Source organism: Flavobacterium gawalongense (assembly GCF_007097265.1).
GTDB lineage: Bacteria > Bacteroidota > Bacteroidia > Flavobacteriales > Flavobacteriaceae > Flavobacterium > Flavobacterium gawalongense.
Map to the genome: position 1 here is coordinate 149,259 of NZ_VJZP01000001.1, position 19,449 is coordinate 168,707.

Here is a 19,449-nt window from a genome sequence, read left to right on the forward strand (position 1 = left end):
ACACAACACTATGCTAAAATTTTGGATAAAAAAGTGAGTGAGGATATGATGATTTTGAAGACAAAACTCAATTTAGTAAAAGACCCAAGTAATAATTCTTTAGAAGCAAAGTCTGTTTTTTCCTGATATAAGAAGACTATTATATCAACTCATATCAGGATAATACATTATAAAGAATTAATAAAACTCAACAAATCATTTCTGTCTTTTGCAGAAAGTTGTTTATATTTATTTTTGGCATTTTGACCTTCACCACCGTGCCATAGAATAGCTTCTTCTAAATTTTTTGCTCTACCATCGTGTAATAAATTGGTATGATTATTCACGGTTTGAATAAGTCCGATACCCCATAAAGGAGGTGTTCTCCATTCGTTTCCTGTGGCTAGAAAATCGGGAGTATTATCCGCCAATCCTTCTCCCATATCGTGCAATAATAAATCCGTAAATGGACGAATGGTTTGATTGCGTAAAGCTGTAATTGGATGATTATTTCCTGTTTGAATTTTAGGAATATGGCAACCAATACAACCGATAGTTTCAAATATTTTTTTTCCTTTTAGCACATTTTGATTGGAATAGTTTCTCCTTGCCGGAACTGCTAATGTACTGGAATATAAAGTTATTCGGTTTAAATTTAAATCTGAAATTTCGGGTGTACCACCATTTGGAATTGTTGTTGCATCAACTCCGGCTGGTATATTTTCATTAGGGAATAAACTGGTTGTTATCCCCATATCTCCTAAGAAAGCACCAGCAACTTGTTGACGAACACTGGGTTGATTTGCTTTCCATCCAAAACGACCTAGCTTCTGACTATTTGAAGCAACATCATAAACATAGTTTGCTTTTCCTGAGATACCATCGCTATTATTATTGGTTGCAAAACTTAAAATAGTACTTTCCGGAACGGCTTCCAATAATCCTAAACCAATCATTTGGCTTGCAACTCTTGGCGAAATTTGTACATTGTTAGCCAATAATCCATACCCCAAATTATTGATTTGATAGATTGGTTTTTGCAAGATTACAGTAGTTCCATCTGTAAAAGTTTCGGTGATAGATTGATAGGTAATCATATATTTACCCTCTACAGTTTGTCCAAGAATGGCATTGTCTTGTAATTGTCCTCCATAAATTGGATCTGGAAGTGACCCCCCATTACTGTTTGTACCAGGAATGCTTAACCTTAATAATAATCCGTGACCAAGTTCACCATCAAATAGAGGAGCTCTTCCTCTTCCGTCTTTAAAATGACAACTGGCACAGGCTATTGCATTAAAAAATGGCCCCAAACCATCTCTTGCAGTTGTAGAAGAGGGTGCAGAAATCCAGCTTTGTCTAAAAAAGGAGTTTCCGATACCAAAATCGGATTGTTCATCGAATGTCAAATTGGGAGCAAAAAAGCCAAAAGCTTCTTCCGAAGTATTAAAAACAGTAGTTTCTCCACCGGAATATTGTTCTCTCTCTTCCGGAGTTAATGCTATATATTCATCATCATTATTAGCACAACTAAAGAGTTGAAAGCAAATTAAAAAAGCGAGACCTTTAAGAGTGTTCTTCATTTTGTTAAATAGAAAAAAGTGTCCAGTTAAAAAGGACACTTTAATTAAACTTGAATTTACTGATTCATTAATTTACAGTGATACCGATATTTGAAGCACCGGCAAGTAAATTAGAGCCAAAATCTTTCAGCTGTAAAACCGCTACCCTCACTTTTGCTCCTTCGGTTGATGATAAACCGCCTGAAATAGCTAAATCAAAAGGGGTTAATATAGTATTAATTTTAGTTACTGCTGCATTCAAAGATACATCAGTACTGTTGTATGTATTTGTGTTAGACTGCTTAACTAAATCTTCCAATGACGCTCCATCAACCGTTCCGTAATTCCCTTTATATACGTTGATTACTCCTTGAAGGTTTAAAGCAATATCTCTATGTGTATTGTCACTAAAACAAGAATGTTCGTCTTCCTGATCTGCATTTCCTAATGCAACATCCATACGCTCTACAGGCAATTCTGCTGATACAAGTGTAGTTATTCCCAGGTAAATATTTCTAATAGCAACATCATCAGATAGTGCAAGGAATGTGGCTCTATAGGTACCGCCAACTTTCCATTGGTTTACTAAATACTCTAAATTATCGGTTAATAAATCAGCACAGGCATTCAAATAAGCAGCTCTTCTGGTTTGGTTTGAATTTGTCCCCCCAACAACATAATCTGTATATGCTCTCAAACCGGCTTGATTTGCTGAAGGAGCAGTTAAATCTTGTCCCCAAAGTAAAAATTCTATGGCGTGATAACCTACACTAATATTTTTTTCTCCACCTTGTTCATTCAAACTCTCTAAAAGAGCTTTGTTGATTGTTGGGAATGTTGCTAAATCATTAATTATCCCTGCGTTTGTTGCTCCTTGAACATAATCAACATAATTTTCATCTAATGGCCAGGCATTTAATAATCCTTCCGGTCCATCGGCATTATCAATTGGTCCATCGGCAAAACGGAAAGCTTCGGTTGTACCATAACTTTCTCTTGATGTTTTCCAAGCTGTCTTAGCTATTGTAAAATTGGCTTCTGTTGGAGTTGTTGTAAAAGTATTTATTGCTGTTTCTAATATTACGGCATCATCATAAGCTTTTTTATAATTTGCGAAAGCAATATTTGCGTAGTTTTCTACAACTTGTTTTTTTGTAACATTAGAATTATTGGAAGAATCATCATTATTGCAAGAAGTAATTAAAACCCCAGTTATCAAAAGTAATGACACTTTTAAAAATACTTTTTTCATATTTTGCTTTATTTAGAATAATTAAATTTAAGGCAAAAATATTATCTTTTGTTAAATTACCAAACTTTATTTAGAATAAATTTAAATAGATATTTGTTTTTGTTTACTGATTTGTACATTTGCAAAAATTAAATTCCTTTTTCATAATTCCTTTTATAGATGTGATTTTTCTGGATGTGGTAAAAAGAAGCTATTATTTGATTATAGTAAATTAGCTCAATAAATGAAACGAATAGAATTCCGTTCGTTTTATTGAATTTAATTATAAAACAAGAACAATAATGATAGCGGTTTTCCAAACATTGAAAGAAGTAATTAAAGTTACCTTGGGCAATTTTACGGATTCGGATAACCGACTTTATTTTTTGTACTTTATCTCTTCGGGGGTGATTGCCTATTTTGTATATTTCAAAACCAAACATCAGGGGGCTTTTCTTAACTATATTTTTAATAAAAGAACATGGCTAAGTAAATCCGCCAAAGTTGATTATTTGATGTTGTTCTTTAACAGCATTATTAAAGTGGTACTAATTGGCCCTTATCTGGCCTTTGGATTTTATCTGGCATTTTATACCGATGATTTTTTGGCGCGAACTTTTGGCTACGAAACGAGAACTTTAAGCACAACCCAAACCTTGGTTTTATATACCCTTACCATAACATTATTGGGTGATTTCACGACTTATGTCATTCATTATCTCATGCATCGATTTGAATTTCTATGGGAATTTCACAAGATTCATCATGCGGCGACCACGCTCAATCCTGTAACCCAATATCGCATTCACCCCGTAGAACTGATTCTGGTAAATATCAAGGAAACCCTTGTTTTTGGATTGGTTATGGGACTCTTCGATTATTTGTCGGCACATCAGGTCCATGCGATTACTTATCTGGGCATCAATATTTTGTCCTTTTTGTTTATGTTTTTGGGAGCTAATTTGCGTCATTCCAGCGTGAAACTCAAATATTTTAACTTTATAGAATATGTATTCATGAGTCCATACCAACACCAGATTCACCACAGCAACCATCCGGAACATTTTGATCATAATATGGGATCAAAGCTGGCCATTTGGGATTGGATGTTTGGCACCTTGTTGCGCTCGAAACAAGTGGACAAAATAACCTTCGGAATTAGCAAAGAAGTTGACCTGCAAAAAAAATATGAATCGTTTTCCAATAATTTGTTTCTCCCTTTTGTAGGTATTTACAAGGCAATTACGAATAAAGTTACACGCTAAAATGCTGTTTTTGTAGTTTAACACAAAAAAAATAATCGGTAAAATACTGAATATTAATTTGTTAAAAATTTATATTTATTTATTCTAAATAACGTTTGACAATTTAAAATACGTTCTTATATTTGCGGAAAATTATTTTAATTCAATCTAAATTAACTAAATATGGAATTTAAAAAATTATCTCTTTCTGCATTATCAATTTTAGTATTGTCACTTGCTTCTTGTTCAAATGACGATACACCAGCCGAAGAAACTTTCAATTATACTGTTCCTGAAACATACACATTCGAAAGAAACGCTCTAACTTCTGTGGATTACTCAGGACAATCGAGCCGATTGTTGATGCTTGATGAAATGAGTGCCTATGTGAAAACACAAGCTATCTCAAGTCTTGCGGTTGATAACGTAAAACTGCAATCGATGTACACCAATACGAACAGTGCGTTTGCAGGTGCAGGTCTAAATACTTCAGGGAAACAATTAAAAGACAAAACGGCTGCTTCAAAAGATTATTTTTCACTATACCTAGGTGGTGGTTCTATAGCAGAGCAAACGGCTGTTAGAGCTTATTTTGAAAGTACTTTTACTGATTTGAACTCAGCTAGTCAAGGTGCGAATGCAAGTGCCGGTGTTGCCGGAAAATATGGAACAGGTTCTTCCACCAGATATTTTAAAGCTAATGGTTTAGAACCAGTTCAAGTGTTTTTGAAAGGAACGATGGGAGCTACATTTTTAGATCAGGTAGTCAATAATTATTTGAGTTTAAACAAACTTGACGAATCGACTAATAAAGCAGACAATACCGCTAAAGTTTTAGTAACCGGTAAATCCTATACAGCAATGGAGCATACTTGGGACGAAGCTTATGGATATGTTTTTGGTGCTACTGGTGATAAATTCCTATCTGAATACATTACTAAAGTAAATGCTGATGTAGATTTTAACACGGTTAAAAATGATATATCATTAGCTTTTAGAAAAGGAAGAGCTGCTATAGTTGCAAATGACTACGCTACTCGTGATGCTCAAATTAAAATCATCAAAGAAAAATTGGCGTTAGTGGTTGCTGTAAGATCTGTATTCTATATGCAAACTGGTAAAGCAAAATTGGTTACCGATAATGGCGCTGCTGCATTTCATGACCTTTCTGAAGGATACGGTTTTATAATGTCATTGCGTTATACAAACAAACCGGGAACAAACAGTCCATATTTTACAAAAGCTGAGGTAGATGCCATGTTGGCTTCATTAACAAGCGGAACAAATGGTTTGTGGGCGATCGATACATTGGGAGCAAAACTAGATGCTATATCTATACAAATTGCAACAAAATTTGGTTTTACAGTTGCTCAAGCTGCAACAGTAAATTAATTCAAGGTGATGCGAAACGAAAAACAAGCACAGGATCGAGCAAACGACAAGAAAATACCAAGCCAGAAACTGTTCAAATTGCCCGCTAAATGGTGTTTGCCATAAATCAAAAAGCAATCGTGTTATAGAAATAAATGTTAATCTAAAAAAGCTCAAACACAAGGCTCACGAACTGCTCAATAGCGAACAAGGTATTGAAAGGCGTAAACAAAGATGCCGCGATGTGGAACCAGTTTTTGGAAACATTAAGCAGAACCATGGGTTCCAACGCTTTATGCTTCGAAGTACCAAAAAAGTGCAAATTGAGTGGGGTTTATTAGCAATTGCACAAAATATACGCAAAAAAACAGCCCATTAGGCTACCGTCTGGACACAAGTTTAAAATAGGACACAGATTAAAAAGATTTACAGAGATTTTATGATATTATAAAAAAGACAGCCACGAATTTCACTAATTTACTCTAATTAATTCGTAAAAATTAGTGAAATTCGTGGCTAAAATTTCGTCTGAATATTTGTGTCCAGACGGTAGCTCATTAGGCTGCTTTTTACATTTTTATTCAACTTCAACTCAACAAGAGTGGAATAGGTTTTTTGAAATCTTGTTTTATATTTTTTGAAACACAAATCAAAGAGACTGTCTTGTTTTTATTTTGAGACAGCCTCAAAATTAATTAACTTTCAAAACAGATCTTAAATTTCTTAAGTTCAGTTCTATTTCTTGTAAAACTAAAAAACCATATTACCAGTTGTTCAATCTCGCTGGGTAAAAGCATTTTTATTGCTTTTTTAAGCTCTTTAGAAAAAAGATTTGGGCTAAAACTAACTTTTTCAAGAATTAATATGGAGTAATCTAACATAGATTTATTGTAAAGATTAACTATAAAGTATATAAGTAAAATTCTATCCGACGATATATTTAAAAGAGGCTGTCTCTTTTTTGTTTTGTGACAGCCTCTTTTTTTTACCTGTTTTTCCTTTTAAATGAAAAAGGTCTGGAAATACTAAATCCCCATCGAAATTGACCTTTTTTCCAAGAAGTTGTGGTATAAGGAATAAATTGATTTTCTAAAAGAGCCGTATTATTCATAAATGTCAATTGAAAAACATGGCCTCCTGTTTCAATTTCAAGACCAGCCGCCAAAGGGTTATAAAAAGGCAGTCCGTTTTTTTCAAAATAAGCTTTACGATTTCCACTATCGAAAGTATAAAAATAATCGGCTATTAGCGCCATTCTTTTAGTTAATTTAGCTCTTGCGCCAATTCCGACAGCAAAAACATCGTTACTATCTCTATATCCCACACGGTTATAGTGGGTGTAGGTTGGCAGCAATGCTAATGAAAAATTACTGCTAAATTTCCTAACTATAATCGTTTGGGCCACAAACGACCAACGATCAGAAAACGTATCAAAATGATCGGGAACTTTAGGATTAACATTAGAGCTCATTGTGGAAACAACAGCGTTACCAAAGAAAGTAATCCCTAATGGAATACGGTCTTTTTCGGTTTGCTCGAGTAGCTTATATTTACAATTTGCTTCAAGCAACTGACGAATAGCGGTTGCTCCTTTTGTTCTGGAGATTCCAATAGCTAAACGGTCTGAAAGTCCATAATCTAAAGCAATTTTAATATCGGCAGCATTATCGGTTCCATAGAAGGTTTTAAATCCACCATAATGACCTCCGGCATCGCCAAATCTATGGGAAATTATAAAATCAAGCTCTCCTTTATGAACTAGTTCATTGGATCGAGCATTAATAATTTTGGAGGATTTAAAAGTGGCATAAACTGGAATAGTGTCTTTTTCACTTGTCGTTTCGGAGGGTAAATAGTTTTCCATATTGTCTTGAGCCGTGACACTAAATACAGGTAACATCACAACCAAAACGATTCTAAGTCTTTGATTCATTTTCATTATACTTTTTTGTAAGGCTTATAATTTGCTGTAATTTTTATCTCTAATTGTTCTGCAATTTTGGTAAAGACCACCGTTGGTATCTCCACACCATGATCGGCTAGTTTAATTTTAAAATCGGAAGTTAAAACTAAACCGTTTTCATTACTGGAGAGCGTTCCTGCTATTTTATATTCTTTCTTTTTTCCGTGTATATTTAATACCCCAACGATGGTTACTTTATGATTTCCGTTTTTTGCAAAATCAATATCTTCTAAAATTTTACCATTAAAATCAGATACCGGAAATTTGTCACTTTCCATATAGTTTTCATTGAAATGCTCCTGCATTAATTTTTCTCTAAACTGGAAAGTGGTATTTTGAATTTTAAAATATACCTGTTTAGTTGTGTTATTTAAAACGGTAGCTACTTTATTACTCGTTCCGTCTATATCTTGTATAGGCGTTTTAGAGTAGAAACTCACTTTTGCGTTTGAAGTGGTAAAAATGTCTTGTGAAAACATAGAAGTAATGGACAATGCTGCTAATGCAGCAAAAAATAATTTTGGTTTCATTGTGTAAATATTTAAATAAGTAATTGATTAATTTTCAGGCATTCCTTTTGCAATCCATGCGGCCATTAAATCGCGATCGCGTTGGGAAAAAGGAAATTTTGGTGGCGGTGGCATCGTTCCATTAATAATTGTGGTTGCTATTGGATTAGCGAATCGAAGGGCATTTTCATAACTATGAGTGTTTAACCACCATGTTTCAGCAGAGCCGTCAACACCATGACAGGTTGCGCAGTTTTTTGTTAAAAGAGGTTTAACATAATTTTGATAGGTTACATTCTCCGATGTAATTTCAGGAGATGCAAATACTATTCTATCATTAATATAATCACCTTCTTTTGAGCAAGAAAACAAAAACAATAGAAATACAAAGTGTACAGGATAATTTTTATTCATTTTTATATTATAGTAAATTTATTTTTAGACAAAACTAAATATTTTTTTAGACAAAAATACATAGCTATACCGAAAAAATCAGATAATTTGAACTTAATCTAATATTTTATGCTTTTTTAAACTCGAAAATGGTTACCCTGCAACTATCCTAACATTCATATTTTCTCACAATATTACTTGTGTTGATACCGAAAACTTACTATTATTCAATGTAACAACATCCTTGTAACATCATAACAAGTGGCACGTTTTTTGTCAAAAGAAGTTTTTACATAGTTTTCATGGCTAACATTCTCCGTTGTGATTTCAGGAGATGCGAATACTTTTTTATCATCAATAGAATAACCTTCTTTTGATCAAGATATCAGACTAAAAATGCTACCGTATTTCATCAATTTAAAAGAAGTTATTTATTTTATTTAGATTAGTTCTTAATAATTATTTGCAAATATATATGTTATTTTTAATTATTCTAAATAAAAATACTGTTTTTACGAAATAAATTTTAACTCATTTTTAACCTTATGAAATCCCCATGATTCGTTAAACGCAATCACTAATTAAGATTTTGTTCATGGGGATACCATATTCCTTTAAAAAACAAATAGTATCTACATATGAAAAAAGTAACATTCCTGATTTTGGCAACATCATTTTGCCTTAAATACTTACAGTCAAAACAAAAAAAGTGAAGACATCAAAGCCATCAAATCCATGTGTGGCTGCTATGAAGTGAAATTCAATTTTACTGAAACATTTAGCTATTCAAAAGATACTGTTAACTATAAACCATCAAAAAAAGCATGATTACGGTTTGGAATGGGTTGAATTAGTAGAAGACCAACCCAACAAAATTGTGATGCAGCATCTTTTGATAGTCGGAAAAACAGATAAAGACATCATAAAACATTGGAGACAAGATTGGCTATATGAAAACACCGATTTCTATTCGTTTTTTAAAGATAGAACTTGGAATTTCAAAAAATTAACCTCAAAAGAAGTTAAAGGACAATGGACCCAAAAGGTCTATCAGGTAGATGACAGTCCAAGATACGAAGGGACGGCAACTTGGGTACACAATGACGGGAGACATTTTTGGGAAAACACGACGGATGCACCGCTGCCAAGAAGGGAACATACCAAAAGAGACGATTATAATGTTTTAAAAGAACCAATGTACACGAAATAACCGCATCGGGTTGGATTCATAACCAAGATAATGACAAAATAATCAGATCTGATAACGGGGAAAATACTTTATTAGCTCAGGAAAAAGGACACGACGTTTACATAAAAGTTGACGATAGTAAATCTAAAATAGCACAAAATTGGTGGAAAGAAAATAATCCTGTTTGGAAAAAAGTAAGAGACAAATGGGAATTGGTTTTCTTGAAAAATAAAGATTTGTCACTGGCAAAAGCAGTTGATAACCAACCCCTTTTCATGAAGCTTTTTGATTTAAAACCGGATGCCTCAAGAGAAGAAATCAATAAAATAATAGAGAGTTATATTGTAAAATAATAATTGAAAATTATGTGTGCAATCAATTTTTTAAAAAGAACAAAAGACGGAATTTTATTGTATTGCCATTGTTCAGATAAGTATCAATTGCTGTTTAAAAACATCAACTATAATTTAACGCTCTTTGAATTGGAGCGTTTTGTTCATTATATTGAAAATGTTAATGAATCATATTGGGAAGAAGAATATAAAAATTCTGTTTATGACAAGCGTATTCCTATTCCGTCGGTTCAAGCCAATTTAATGATCTTGCTTGATTTGGTTGATTTGTATGAACTACGCGAACTGTTGAACTATAAAACCAAAGAAACAAAATATGTCACCTTCCGGGAAATTGACTATTAAAATTATGATGAATTAGTATCAGTCAAAGTATAGTGTTTTCTTAAAATCACATTTTTTTCTTTTTGTTTTGAAGCCCTGAAATGCACTTGCAGACACAGGGCTTTTTTTAACCATTCGCGTCTATTTCTACCTAACACAAGGTTTTTTGAAGGATTGATACCGATTCCTTCAAACTAAAATCGCACAACTTGCCTGACTGCATAAAAAGTATCACCTAAAATTTCACGTCTTTACTCCCGATAGTCACCAGATTTTCCGAGTAGATCTCTTTTAAAATTCTTCAAAAAACAATCAAAATTCATTCAAATTGCAGAAAGTATTTTAGCCAAAAATGTAAAGATATCCATATATTTTTTTAATTTTATATAAAAATACTACGCCATGCTATCAAAAAATATTGAAAATTCGTTAAATAATCAGATTCGCATCGAAGCTGAATCTTCGCAAATCTATCTTTCTATGGCCTCTTGGGCTGAAACTCACGGTCTGGAAGGAATTTCAAAATTTATGTATGCCCAATCCGATGAGGAACGCATGCACATGCTCAAGTTGATGAAATTTATAAATGAACGTGGCGGCCATGCACAAGTAAGCGAATTGAAAGCACCAAAAATAAGCTACGGAACATTCAAAGAAATGTTTGAAGAACTTTACAAACATGAAATTTTTGTTTCTGTTTCCATAAACGAATTGGTTCACATTGCGTTTTCTGAAAAAGATTATGCCACACACAACTTTTTGCAATGGTACGTAGCCGAACAAATTGAAGAAGAAGCCCAAGCTAAAATTATTTTAGACAAAATCAACCTGATAGGCGATGATAAAGGCGGTTTATATCTGTTTGACAGGGACGTGCAACAATTAACCTTAAACGGCTCCACATCCAAAGGGCACTAAATAGCTAAACACCATTTAGAACACCTAAAAATAACGTATCTTCATTTCAAGTATTCAATTTACCTATGTTTCCTCTCAATTTACGGAAGCAAACAACAGTGAAACAGATGCAAATGACAATACGTATGGTATTTTGGGTCAAATCCCATCCTATTATGTGGCTGATTTTTCAACCTCCTACAAATGGAAAAAATGGAAATTGGAAGCTGGAATCACCAATTTTACAAACAATAGTTATTTTACAAGAAGAGCAACTGGCTACCCAGGACCAGGAATAATACCTTCTGATACTAGAACTTTTTACACGACTTTAGAATTTGTTTTTTAATGTTTTAGAGTAATAAAAGCCTACCCGGCTCTTCTCCTAAAGTTGTTGGTAAGTATTAAAATCAGTAAATTACTGGAAGTTGCCTATGAGTATTTTACCGTTCTTTTTCATCTCTCCATTTCTTGCACTTATATTTTATTAAAAACGAGCAACGGTACTTTGGCTTTAAAGGAATAATTGGCTGAGTTACCGGAGAAAAATATTTTTTCGAAAAAACTTCTGTTTTGTTGCGTGAACATAATCATCATGGAAGGTTTTGACTGCTTAATTACCGCTTCTATGTTTGAAATTAAACTCTTGGCCAGATTGATATTTTCGATATGCAGTTTAATATTATGCTTTGCATTTTTTTTTACCAATTCATTTATGGTGTTTTTATTGGTTGTTATTTCAGTGGGGTAATTGAAATGGAGTATTTCAACTTTTGCCTTTAATGGCTTTGTGAATTCAATTACTTTTTTCAGTTCATTTTCAAAATTTACAAGGTCTGAGGCGTAAATGACGCTCTTTATCTCACTTCGACGATAATTGTGGGGTACGGCTATAACAGGGACTATTGAATGGGAGATTAGACTGGAAGTGTTTGTTCCGAATATTTTTTTCAACTTTCCCGAGCCTCTGGTGCTGATGCAGATAAAACTGAATTTATTTTCCTGGGCATATTCCCTGACATTACTGTCTGCAAAAACAGCACTATTTATTACACACTTTTTGTTTTTGGAAACAACACCAATGTCCCTATGAACCGATGCTACAAATTGGTTCAGTTTTTTTTGAATTTTATCCGCTTCTTTCCTTTCATAATCAGCAAAGGCGGCATCGCTCATTGACGTAAGATTTGCAATGTAATAGGAATGAAAAAAAGTCAACTCAAATTTATGTTGGGTTGCCAATTGAATGGCAAAACGCAAACCTGCTTTTGAATTAGAAGAAAAATCGGTGGTAACAAGAATTTTATCCATTATCTTTTATGTTGATTGTTATTTTGACAAAAAACTATTCAATTGGCTAATCAAACCCAATGGTATTACTATATAAAGCCTAATCCTCTTTCATTCGCTTCAGTGAGCTGCGCTATTTCTACTTTCTCACTTTAAAAAAAGCGAATCATTTTTTCTTATTTTATTTTATCATGAAAAGCGTGGGCATATCATCTCTTGTTAACCATTAACGATGCTGCAACGCTCAAGATTAAAATAACAACAATCACCAACAAAGCAATTTGTATCGGCAATTTGTAGAAATCAACTACCAACATCTTCAGCCCGACAAACATTAATATCAAAGCTAGCCCCTTCGACAAATAGCGGAATTTATCCATCATCCCCGCCAGTGCAAAATACAGAGAGCGCAAGCCAAGTATGGCAAACACATTTGAAGTGTAAACAATAAAATGGTCTTGCGTAATTGCCAGTATTGCAGGAATGCTATCTGCCGCAAAAATCAAATCGGTGGTTTCAATCAACACCAAAACTAAAAATAAAGGCGTTGCAAACCGTTTCCCGTCTTGTTTTACAAAAAATTTTCCGCCATGCAAATCACTGGTAACAGGCATTACTCTTCTGAATAATTTTATCAGGGGGTTTTTTTCCGGCTCAATTATGATCTCCTTTTGCGTAAGCATCTTATATCCTGTATAAATCAGTATCGCTCCAAAAACATAAATCGTCCAATGGAATTTCTCGAGTAAGGCCACTCCCGCAAAAATAAAAGCAGCCCGCATTATCAAAGCCCCGATAATTCCCCAAAACAAAATTTTATGCTGATGAATAGCCGGAGTTTTAAAATAAGAAAAAATTAAAACGAATACAAAAATATTATCTACGCTCAATGCTTTTTCAATCACATAGCCCGTAAAAAACTCCAATGCTTTTGCCTCACCTTGCCAATAATAAATAAGCACATTGAAGCACATGGCAAGCGTCATCCAAACCCCTGTCCAAATCATGGCTTCTTTAATGCTTACTTCATGTGCTTTGCGGTTAAACACCCCTAAATCCAATGCCAGCATCAGCAGTACAAATACATTAAAACCAATCCAAAAACTCAAATCCGTTTGCATACTTGTACTTGTTTAATTTTTCGACTCCTCTTGTTTTACCAAATTCATTTGGTCAATTTTTACGGTTTACCAAAATGTTTGCCTGTTGAATGTTGCCAAAATGATTGCCGATAACTATGGTCTGACGGTTTGCGTCTACAAGCTGTTCGGGATTTCTTGTATAATATGTCTTATGCGAAAACACTTCTTAAATGTAATAAACTTTATGGCAAATACCAAGCAAAATGTTATACCACAAAAAAAGCACATGCAGCTTACACGAACCCTTCATAGTTTGTGATACCTATGTTACCGCCAGCAAAACACTACGGTTGTTTTTAAAAATGAAAAACTCCCTAAATTTTAGAACAGTGATTTTATATTTGGTTCAGAGGCGTATTTTAAAATGGTTTGTTTGTCAACTGTTTGTTCATTATCAATGCGAAATAAAGATTTCAGCCCAGTATATTCACAAATGAATTTTTCACTGGAATTTACAGGATTCCCGTTAAATATTATTCCTTTAATGGGAATGTTTCTGCTTTGAAGGGCTTCGACAGAAAGCAGTGTATGGTTTATGCTTCCGAGATAATTCCTGGAGACCAGAATAACTTCTGCTTTTAATTTTTCAATAAGGTCAATTCCCAAAGAATCACCATTGAGTGGAACCATCAAACCACCTGCTCCTTCAATAATGAGATTATTGCTGGTTGGTGGAACTTTAATAGAATCTAAATTAATTGTAACACCATCAATAGCGGCAGCGGCGTGCGGAGACATTGGTTCTGTAAGGCGATACGCTTCAGGAAAAAAATGAGAAGTAGAATTACTGATGAGTCCCTGCACTTTCATTGTATCTGTTTGGTGCAGATCTCCTGATTGAACAGGCTTCCAGTAATCGGCTTTTAGCGCTTCAACGAGAATGGCTGATACGATTGTTTTCCCAATATCCGTACCAATACCTGTTATAAAGTATCGTTTCATTATGCTGTTTTTTTTAATTGAACTCTAATCTTTGCCCCGGAATGAATTCACAGAAATTACCATTCTCATAGACAAGAGTTCCGTTAACAAACGTATGGGTCACTTTTGATTGAAATGTTTGGCCTTCTAATGGCGACCAACCGCACTTGTATAAAATATTTTCTTTTCCAACTGTCCAAGGCGAATTCAAGTCAACCAGCGCTAAATCGGCAAAATAACCCTCACAGATAAAGCCTCTTTTTTCGATACCATAAAGTATCGCTACATTATGACACATTTTTTCTGCAATTTTCTCTAACGAGATAAGTCCTTGCTTGTATAATTCAAGCATAATATACAAGGAATGCTGCACCATTGGCGCGCCGGACATGGATTGGAAGTAGTTTTTTTGCTTTTCTTCCAAGGTGTGAGGTGCATGGTCGGTTGTAATAATGTCAATTCTGTCGTCAAGCAAGGCTTGCAAAAGTCCTTTTCGGTCTTTATCGGTCTTTATAGCAGGATTCCATTTTATTAAAGTTCCCAATCGCTGATAGTCTTTGTCTGAAAACCAAAGATTTTGAACCGATACTTCGGTGGTGATATTCTTTTCTTTTAGCGGTATGTCGTTTCGAAACAAATGGGTTTCCGCCTCTGTGGTCAAATGTAGGATATGTAACCTTGCCTTGTGCTTTTCGGCAATGGCAATGGCTCTTTTGGTAGATTGATAACATCCTTCTTCACTACGAATTAACGGATGACATGCAATTGGCACGTCTTCACCGTAATTGGCCATATAAATCTCCTCGTTTTCCTCAATGGTTTTTTCCAATTCAGAATGAATGGCGATAATGGATTTACATTTCGAAAAAAGTTTTTCCATGGTATCAGGGCTATCGGCAAGCAAATTTCCCTTCTTGGTAAAATAAAGCCCATCATCAGAAACCCCAATGAATTGGGAAGTGTTCATTTGAAGCACTTTGTCTAAGTTGTCATTATTAACCCCTAAAAAGAAAGAATAATTAGCCCAAGATTTTTCTGAGGCAATACGGAATTTCTCATCGAGAATTTCAGTGGTCAATACATTAGGAACTGTGTTTGGCATGTCGATAAAAGAAGTCGTGCCACCCGCAACAGCCGCCCTGCTTTCTGTATAGAGATCTCCTTTATGGGTTAGTCCGGGTTCCCTAAAATGCACTTGCCCGTCTATAATACCGGGAAACAGGTACTTGCCGGCTCCATCAATGATTTTAGCATCCTTTGTGATTTCTCCGGACAGATTTCCAATGTTTTCGATAACGCCATTTTGGATAAAAACGTCAGCAATTTTAATTTGTCCCTCGTTTACGATGTTGACATTTTTTATTAATATAGGATGTTTCATAGGTAGCTAATTCGTTAATTTGGTTAATTGCTACTTTGGTTAAATTGGAAATTACCTTTTGAAGTTTTCATCGGTGCTTGCACTTTCTAAATCAGGACTATTTCACTTTATCTAATTCCCTTTATGCTTATTTCACGGCATCAAAAGACAAATGCGTAGTGAGCATAAACCCACTATTATATTGAAATACCGATTTATCGTTTACCCTTTTCCCTTGTTGCAAAATTTGACTCAAATAACCCGCTTCAATTTTTATGTTTTTATTTACTTTATAACCGACTAACGCAGCCAGTCTATTTTGGTCAAAAACATTTACTCCAACATTTTTCCCAAAACCAACAAAAACCTCATCCAATAAAATGATGCTCCAGCTGTTTTTATATATAGGAATCTCCGTTCTTAGCCTGTATCGCATCCTGTTCAGAAATACCCAGTCTGTGTTAGTTTCTCCATTTTGAATCAAAAACTTTTCAATAAATCGTTGTTCCAAGGTAAACCGATGGGACACATCCACTTTCCCTATTGGGTTTTTCAAAACTATTTGCTCGAAAATGCGATGTTCGGAAAAAGCATTTGCATTTGGATAATCGCCATAAGGATCCGTTTCGGCAAAAGCATAGCCTGCATTTAAACTCACATCCTTTCTCAGGGCATAATTCACCCCTGTTCGCAGCAAACTTTGTTGCGGGTTTTTAAGTCCTTCTACTCTTCGCCATTGGTATTCGGTATGCAAAGCAATTTTTGGACTTATTTTAAAAGTGCCGGTATAGGCAAGCCAGCCAATACTGTTATTATCCGTAATTCTTTGTTCTTGCGAAAAAGTATAATTGTGTAGAAATAGTGTTAGAATAAAAATTAAATACTTTCCAGTTGTCATAAGTTCTTTGTTATAGTTCGTTTTTAGGCAATCTATCTTTGCCTTCTTTATAATGTTCATGTGTTACTACAGTTTTTTTATTTAATACGGATTTGCCATAATTTTAAACAATTCAGAGTTGGAAATATAATATCTATTTTCTAAGGTAATTTGTAAAAGTTGCACACTAACCAAATTGTTTTCTCTTGAATTTATTAAAAAAATGGAGCTTTCTCCGAATGAAAACAATCTTTCTTCGGAACTTAGCATAGTCAAATTGTCTTTCACCAAATCATTTATAAATTGCTTTTGTTTTTCTAAAGATTGGATTTCTATTTTTTGTGCATTTATTTTATTTGATAATTGTACTTTTTCTAAATCAAGTGCAAATTGAGTTTCTTGAACTTTGAATTGTGCCAATTTCAAACTGCCCCGTTCTTTTCTTAAAAACAAAGGGAAATAAAGATCCAAACCGATTTTATAATTTTTGAATTGATAGTTATCAATATAACTTGGTTCTGCTAAATAGGAATAGCCAACATCAATTTTTGGCAAAAGCAAATTGGCTTTTAGTTTTCGCTCCACATTCAAAATATCGACTTTGCTTTGTAATGCATTAATTTTTGGATGCTTTGAAATCGAAAAATCCCGGTTTACTAAATCGTTGGTTTTTAAAGTTTCCTGAATTGTAAATTCCAATTTTTCCTCTGGAATTAATTGCTCCGAAAGTTCAAATGGAATATTGTTTTCTAACCAAAGAAAATTTGATAATTCCAGTTTTGATTTTGCTAGTTTTAAGTTAGAATCTTCTAAACTGAGTAATCTGTTTTTTACGATTATTCCGGCTTCAATACTATCAATCGCTGGCTTGTCCCCTTGTTGGATTAAGGATTTTATTCCTTTAAAACGGATTTGTGCATTGGAAACATATGTTTTATAAAGTGCCACTTCGTTAAAGTTTTTCTTCCAATTAAAATAGGACACCGAAGCATCATACAAAACAACAATAGCTTGTAATTTCCTTTCTTCTTGGCTCAATTTAATTTGTATTTTGGCTTTTCGAAGATCTGCCATTCTTTGATTGACAAATAATCCCTGACCTAACGGAATAGTAATCCCAAACGAAGTCAGACCTTGATTTGGAACCGTGTTTTCGGGGTTAAGATAAATACCTTCATTGTTGTCAAAACCTGCTTTCAATTCAATTCCGTACCAAGTTGGAATTTTGAAACTGCTGTTCAAAATAGAATAATACTCGCTGTTTTTGAATTGTTTTTTCGAAAAATCGACTTCAATTTTAGGGTCAAAGCCACCACGTGACATCATCAAATTGGCTTGTGCTTTATTGAGCTCAAGATTAGCAGTTCTCACTAATGGATGAAATTTTTTTACATAACCCAAAAACTCATTATAAGTAAATTCTTTGTCATTATTTTCTTGTCCATAAATCGAGAATCCAAAAAACAGAAAAAATAGTAATAGATGTTTCATTATTTTTTTTCTTTATTTTTTTTTACATCTGTCTTATAATAATTAGGGGGGAACCCACTCAGAGTTCTCCATATTTCATACCAAATGGGTACAGTATTCAGTAAAGCAATTGTTTGTGCTCCTGACCCTATACTTAATTGTTTTGGCCATTTTGCTTCATCGGGATCCGGAGCAACCAAGATTCGGTATTTTCCATTATCACTAATGAAATTTTCGATTGCTACAATTTCTCCTCCAAAAGTCCCATAAGACACATCCGGCCAACCGGAAAAAACAATTGTCGGCCAACCGTCAAAGAAAATCCTCACCTTTTCCCCTTTTTTGATTAATGGCAAATCGACCGGTTTTACGAAAGTTTCGACGGCAATATCATATTTTGATGGCATAATGCCCGCAATTGGCGTCCCTTCCTTGATTGTTTCGCCCAAACCCGATTGCAAAGCACGATTTACATAACCGCTTTGCGGCGCTTTAATGTAGTACATTCCGTTACGAATGGAGTAATTCACGTATTGGTTTTCCAGTTTATTGACTTGTGATTCGGTATCGTATTTGTTGCTCAAAGCGGTATATTGATCGCTTTTTGCTTTTGAGGACTTCTCGGAATATTCAGCCGTAATCCTATTTATTTCAATTTTTGCATTGATGAATTCGTTTTTGCTGGTCAAAAATTTATTTTCTTGTGTGATAATTTTCGCATCAACTTCTTGTAGTTTCAAACGCTTTTCCTCAACATCTGTCAATGGCTTTAAACCTTCTTTATTCAACTGAACCGAACGATTAAATTGTGTATTGGCAATTTTGAGTTGTGTTTTTACAGCCACAAGATCCATGCTGTCGCTTTTTACTTTCAGCAATGATTGTTTTATTTTGTTTCTTGCCTGTTCCAGTTTTAATGTTTTTTCGCTTTCAATGGCCTGAATTTGAATTGAAAGTGTATTTACTTTTGAACCATAAGACTCAACCGATAATTTTTTTGCGTCGGCTTGATTTTTAGTGTTTTTCACCAAATTCGGGTCTAAATAATCCTCTTTAATTTCAGAAATGAATAAAATTGTATCCCCTTTATTGACAAAATCGCCCTCCTGAACATACCATTTTTCTATTCGTCCAGAAATCACGGTTTGAATGGTTTGTGGTCTTTGGCTCGGTTTTAAAGTAGTTACTGATCCTGAGCCCGAAATATTTTGTGTCCAGGGCAAAAAAAGGGCAATTACTCCAATAACAGAAACTCCTGCAATAATTCGGTTTAGAATTTTATAATGTGGACGATTGCTCAAATTCTTGACAGTCCTGTATTTTTCAAGAGGTTCAAGCAATATTCTGTTTTCTTTTGAAATATTTAACATCCTT

At 34.2% G+C, this 19,449-nt stretch carries 18 protein-coding genes and 1 pseudogene; 7 read left to right on the top strand and 12 right to left on the bottom strand.

Translation table 11 applies throughout. The features are described 5' to 3' along the window. Window positions 1–167: 167 nt before the first annotated feature. Window positions 168–1,562: a di-heme oxidoreductase family protein gene (locus tag FNW38_RS00715; protein WP_143385764.1), complete on the bottom strand. Its 1,395-nt coding sequence runs from the start codon at window positions 1,560–1,562 to the stop codon at window positions 168–170. 67 nt (window positions 1,563–1,629) lie between these two features. After that, complete coding sequence (locus FNW38_RS00720; protein WP_143385763.1) at window positions 1,630–2,793, bottom strand: imelysin family protein; 1,164 nt, start codon at window positions 2,791–2,793, stop codon at window positions 1,630–1,632. 281 nt (window positions 2,794–3,074) lie between these two features. Here FNW38_RS00720 and FNW38_RS00725 point away from each other — a divergent pair, with 281 nt between their 5' ends. The 3 genes from FNW38_RS00725 (at window position 3,075) to FNW38_RS00735 (ending at window position 5,766) form a co-directional block, all read left to right on the top strand. After that, window positions 3,075–4,037, top strand: coding sequence for a sterol desaturase family protein (locus tag FNW38_RS00725; protein WP_144064410.1), 963 nt, complete (start codon window positions 3,075–3,077; stop codon window positions 4,035–4,037). A gap of 162 nt (window positions 4,038–4,199) precedes the next feature. Continuing rightward, complete coding sequence (locus FNW38_RS00730; RefSeq protein WP_143385760.1) at window positions 4,200–5,408, top strand: DUF4856 domain-containing protein; 1,209 nt, start codon at window positions 4,200–4,202, stop codon at window positions 5,406–5,408. Between the two features lie 34 nt (window positions 5,409–5,442). After that, a complete protein-coding gene (locus tag FNW38_RS00735) occupies window positions 5,443–5,766 on the top strand; it encodes a transposase (protein ID WP_218043817.1) in 324 nt (107 codons plus the stop codon). Between the two features lie 606 nt (window positions 5,767–6,372). Here the strand turns inward: FNW38_RS00735 and FNW38_RS00745 are convergent. Genes FNW38_RS00745 through FNW38_RS00755 form a run of 3 tightly spaced genes read right to left on the bottom strand, consistent with a single transcriptional unit; the run spans window position 6,373 to window position 8,273 of the window. After that, window positions 6,373–7,320 (bottom strand): DUF5777 family beta-barrel protein, encoded by a 948-nt coding sequence (locus FNW38_RS00745; RefSeq protein ID WP_218043816.1) that lies wholly within the window; start codon window positions 7,318–7,320, stop codon window positions 6,373–6,375. A 5-nt stretch (window positions 7,321–7,325) separates the two neighbouring features. Beyond that, window positions 7,326–7,880, bottom strand: a complete 555-nt coding sequence (locus tag FNW38_RS00750; protein ID WP_143385757.1) for a YceI family protein — start codon at window positions 7,878–7,880, stop codon at window positions 7,326–7,328. Window positions 7,881–7,907: 27 nt separating this feature from the next. Then, complete coding sequence (locus FNW38_RS00755) at window positions 7,908–8,273, bottom strand: c-type cytochrome (RefSeq protein WP_143385756.1); 366 nt, start codon at window positions 8,271–8,273, stop codon at window positions 7,908–7,910. A 617-nt stretch (window positions 8,274–8,890) separates the two neighbouring features. Here FNW38_RS00755 and FNW38_RS00760 point away from each other — a divergent pair. From FNW38_RS00760 to FNW38_RS00775, 4 genes and pseudogenes are all read left to right on the top strand, one after another. Further along, window positions 8,891–9,794 (top strand): annotated as a pseudogene (locus FNW38_RS00760) (DUF6607 family protein). Between the two features lie 12 nt (window positions 9,795–9,806). Further along, the gene (locus FNW38_RS00765; protein ID WP_143385755.1) at window positions 9,807–10,139 is read left to right on the top strand and encodes a DUF6686 family protein; all 333 of its coding nucleotides are present in this window, start codon (window positions 9,807–9,809) and stop codon (window positions 10,137–10,139) included. Between the two features lie 381 nt (window positions 10,140–10,520). Beyond that, window positions 10,521–11,036, top strand: coding sequence for a ferritin (locus FNW38_RS00770; protein WP_143385754.1), 516 nt, complete (start codon window positions 10,521–10,523; stop codon window positions 11,034–11,036). Window positions 11,037–11,169: 133 nt separating this feature from the next. Beyond that, window positions 11,170–11,364, top strand: coding sequence for a TonB-dependent receptor (locus tag FNW38_RS00775; RefSeq protein ID WP_317129703.1), 195 nt, complete (start codon window positions 11,170–11,172; stop codon window positions 11,362–11,364). Between the two features lie 128 nt (window positions 11,365–11,492). On the opposite strand, the gene FNW38_RS00780 is transcribed toward FNW38_RS00775, so the two are convergent. From FNW38_RS00780 to FNW38_RS00810, 7 genes are all read right to left on the bottom strand, one after another. Then, window positions 11,493–12,326 (bottom strand): universal stress protein, encoded by an 834-nt coding sequence (locus FNW38_RS00780; RefSeq protein WP_144064408.1) that lies wholly within the window; start codon window positions 12,324–12,326, stop codon window positions 11,493–11,495. Between the two features lie 188 nt (window positions 12,327–12,514). Next, the gene (locus FNW38_RS00785; protein WP_235890120.1) at window positions 12,515–13,414 is read right to left on the bottom strand and encodes a TerC family protein; all 900 of its coding nucleotides are present in this window, start codon (window positions 13,412–13,414) and stop codon (window positions 12,515–12,517) included. Between the two features lie 354 nt (window positions 13,415–13,768). Next, entirely contained in the window at window positions 13,769–14,392 is a 624-nt protein-coding gene (bioD, locus tag FNW38_RS00790; protein WP_218043818.1) for a dethiobiotin synthase, read from the bottom strand. 10 nt (window positions 14,393–14,402) lie between these two features. Next, window positions 14,403–15,749 (bottom strand): dihydroorotase, encoded by a 1,347-nt coding sequence (locus FNW38_RS00795; RefSeq protein ID WP_144064405.1) that lies wholly within the window; start codon window positions 15,747–15,749, stop codon window positions 14,403–14,405. Window positions 15,750–15,876: 127 nt separating this feature from the next. After that, complete coding sequence (locus tag FNW38_RS00800) at window positions 15,877–16,686, bottom strand: DUF2490 domain-containing protein (RefSeq protein ID WP_144064404.1); 810 nt, start codon at window positions 16,684–16,686, stop codon at window positions 15,877–15,879. Window positions 16,687–16,707: 21 nt separating this feature from the next. Beyond that, entirely contained in the window at window positions 16,708–18,096 is a 1,389-nt protein-coding gene (locus FNW38_RS00805) for a TolC family protein (protein WP_144064403.1), read from the bottom strand. Next, complete coding sequence (locus FNW38_RS00810) at window positions 18,096–19,445, bottom strand: HlyD family secretion protein (RefSeq protein WP_144064402.1); 1,350 nt, start codon at window positions 19,443–19,445, stop codon at window positions 18,096–18,098. The genes FNW38_RS00805 and FNW38_RS00810 overlap by 1 nt, the downstream gene beginning before the upstream one ends. Between the last annotated feature and the right edge of the window lie 4 nt (window positions 19,446–19,449).

Bases quoted from the DNA above. Each gene is read 5' to 3' on its own strand.
- FNW38_RS00750 (WP_143385757.1), bottom strand. From the start codon at position 7,880: ATGAAACCAAAATTATTTTTTGCTGCATTAGCAGCATTGTCCATTACT.
- FNW38_RS00720 (WP_143385763.1), bottom strand. From the start codon at position 2,793: ATGAAAAAAGTATTTTTAAAAGTGTCATTACTTTTGATAACTGGGGTT.
- FNW38_RS00795 (WP_144064405.1), bottom strand. From the start codon at position 15,749: ATGAAACATCCTATATTAATAAAAAATGTCAACATCGTAAACGAGGGA.
- FNW38_RS00745 (WP_218043816.1), bottom strand. From the start codon at position 7,320: ATGAATCAAAGACTTAGAATCGTTTTGGTTGTGATGTTACCTGTATTT.
- FNW38_RS00770 (WP_143385754.1), top strand. From the start codon at position 10,521: ATGCTATCAAAAAATATTGAAAATTCGTTAAATAATCAGATTCGCATC.
- FNW38_RS00765 (WP_143385755.1), top strand. From the start codon at position 9,807: ATGTGTGCAATCAATTTTTTAAAAAGAACAAAAGACGGAATTTTATTG.
- FNW38_RS00715 (WP_143385764.1), bottom strand. From the start codon at position 1,562: ATGAAGAACACTCTTAAAGGTCTCGCTTTTTTAATTTGCTTTCAACTC.
- FNW38_RS00780 (WP_144064408.1), bottom strand. From the start codon at position 12,326: ATGGATAAAATTCTTGTTACCACCGATTTTTCTTCTAATTCAAAAGCA.
- FNW38_RS00810 (WP_144064402.1), bottom strand. From the start codon at position 19,445: ATGTTAAATATTTCAAAAGAAAACAGAATATTGCTTGAACCTCTTGAA.
- FNW38_RS00725 (WP_144064410.1), top strand. From the start codon at position 3,075: ATGATAGCGGTTTTCCAAACATTGAAAGAAGTAATTAAAGTTACCTTG.
- FNW38_RS00805 (WP_144064403.1), bottom strand. From the start codon at position 18,096: ATGAAACATCTATTACTATTTTTTCTGTTTTTTGGATTCTCGATTTAT.
- FNW38_RS00800 (WP_144064404.1), bottom strand. From the start codon at position 16,686: ATGAACATTATAAAGAAGGCAAAGATAGATTGCCTAAAAACGAACTAT.
- FNW38_RS00755 (WP_143385756.1), bottom strand. From the start codon at position 8,273: ATGAATAAAAATTATCCTGTACACTTTGTATTTCTATTGTTTTTGTTT.
- FNW38_RS00730 (WP_143385760.1), top strand. From the start codon at position 4,200: ATGGAATTTAAAAAATTATCTCTTTCTGCATTATCAATTTTAGTATTG.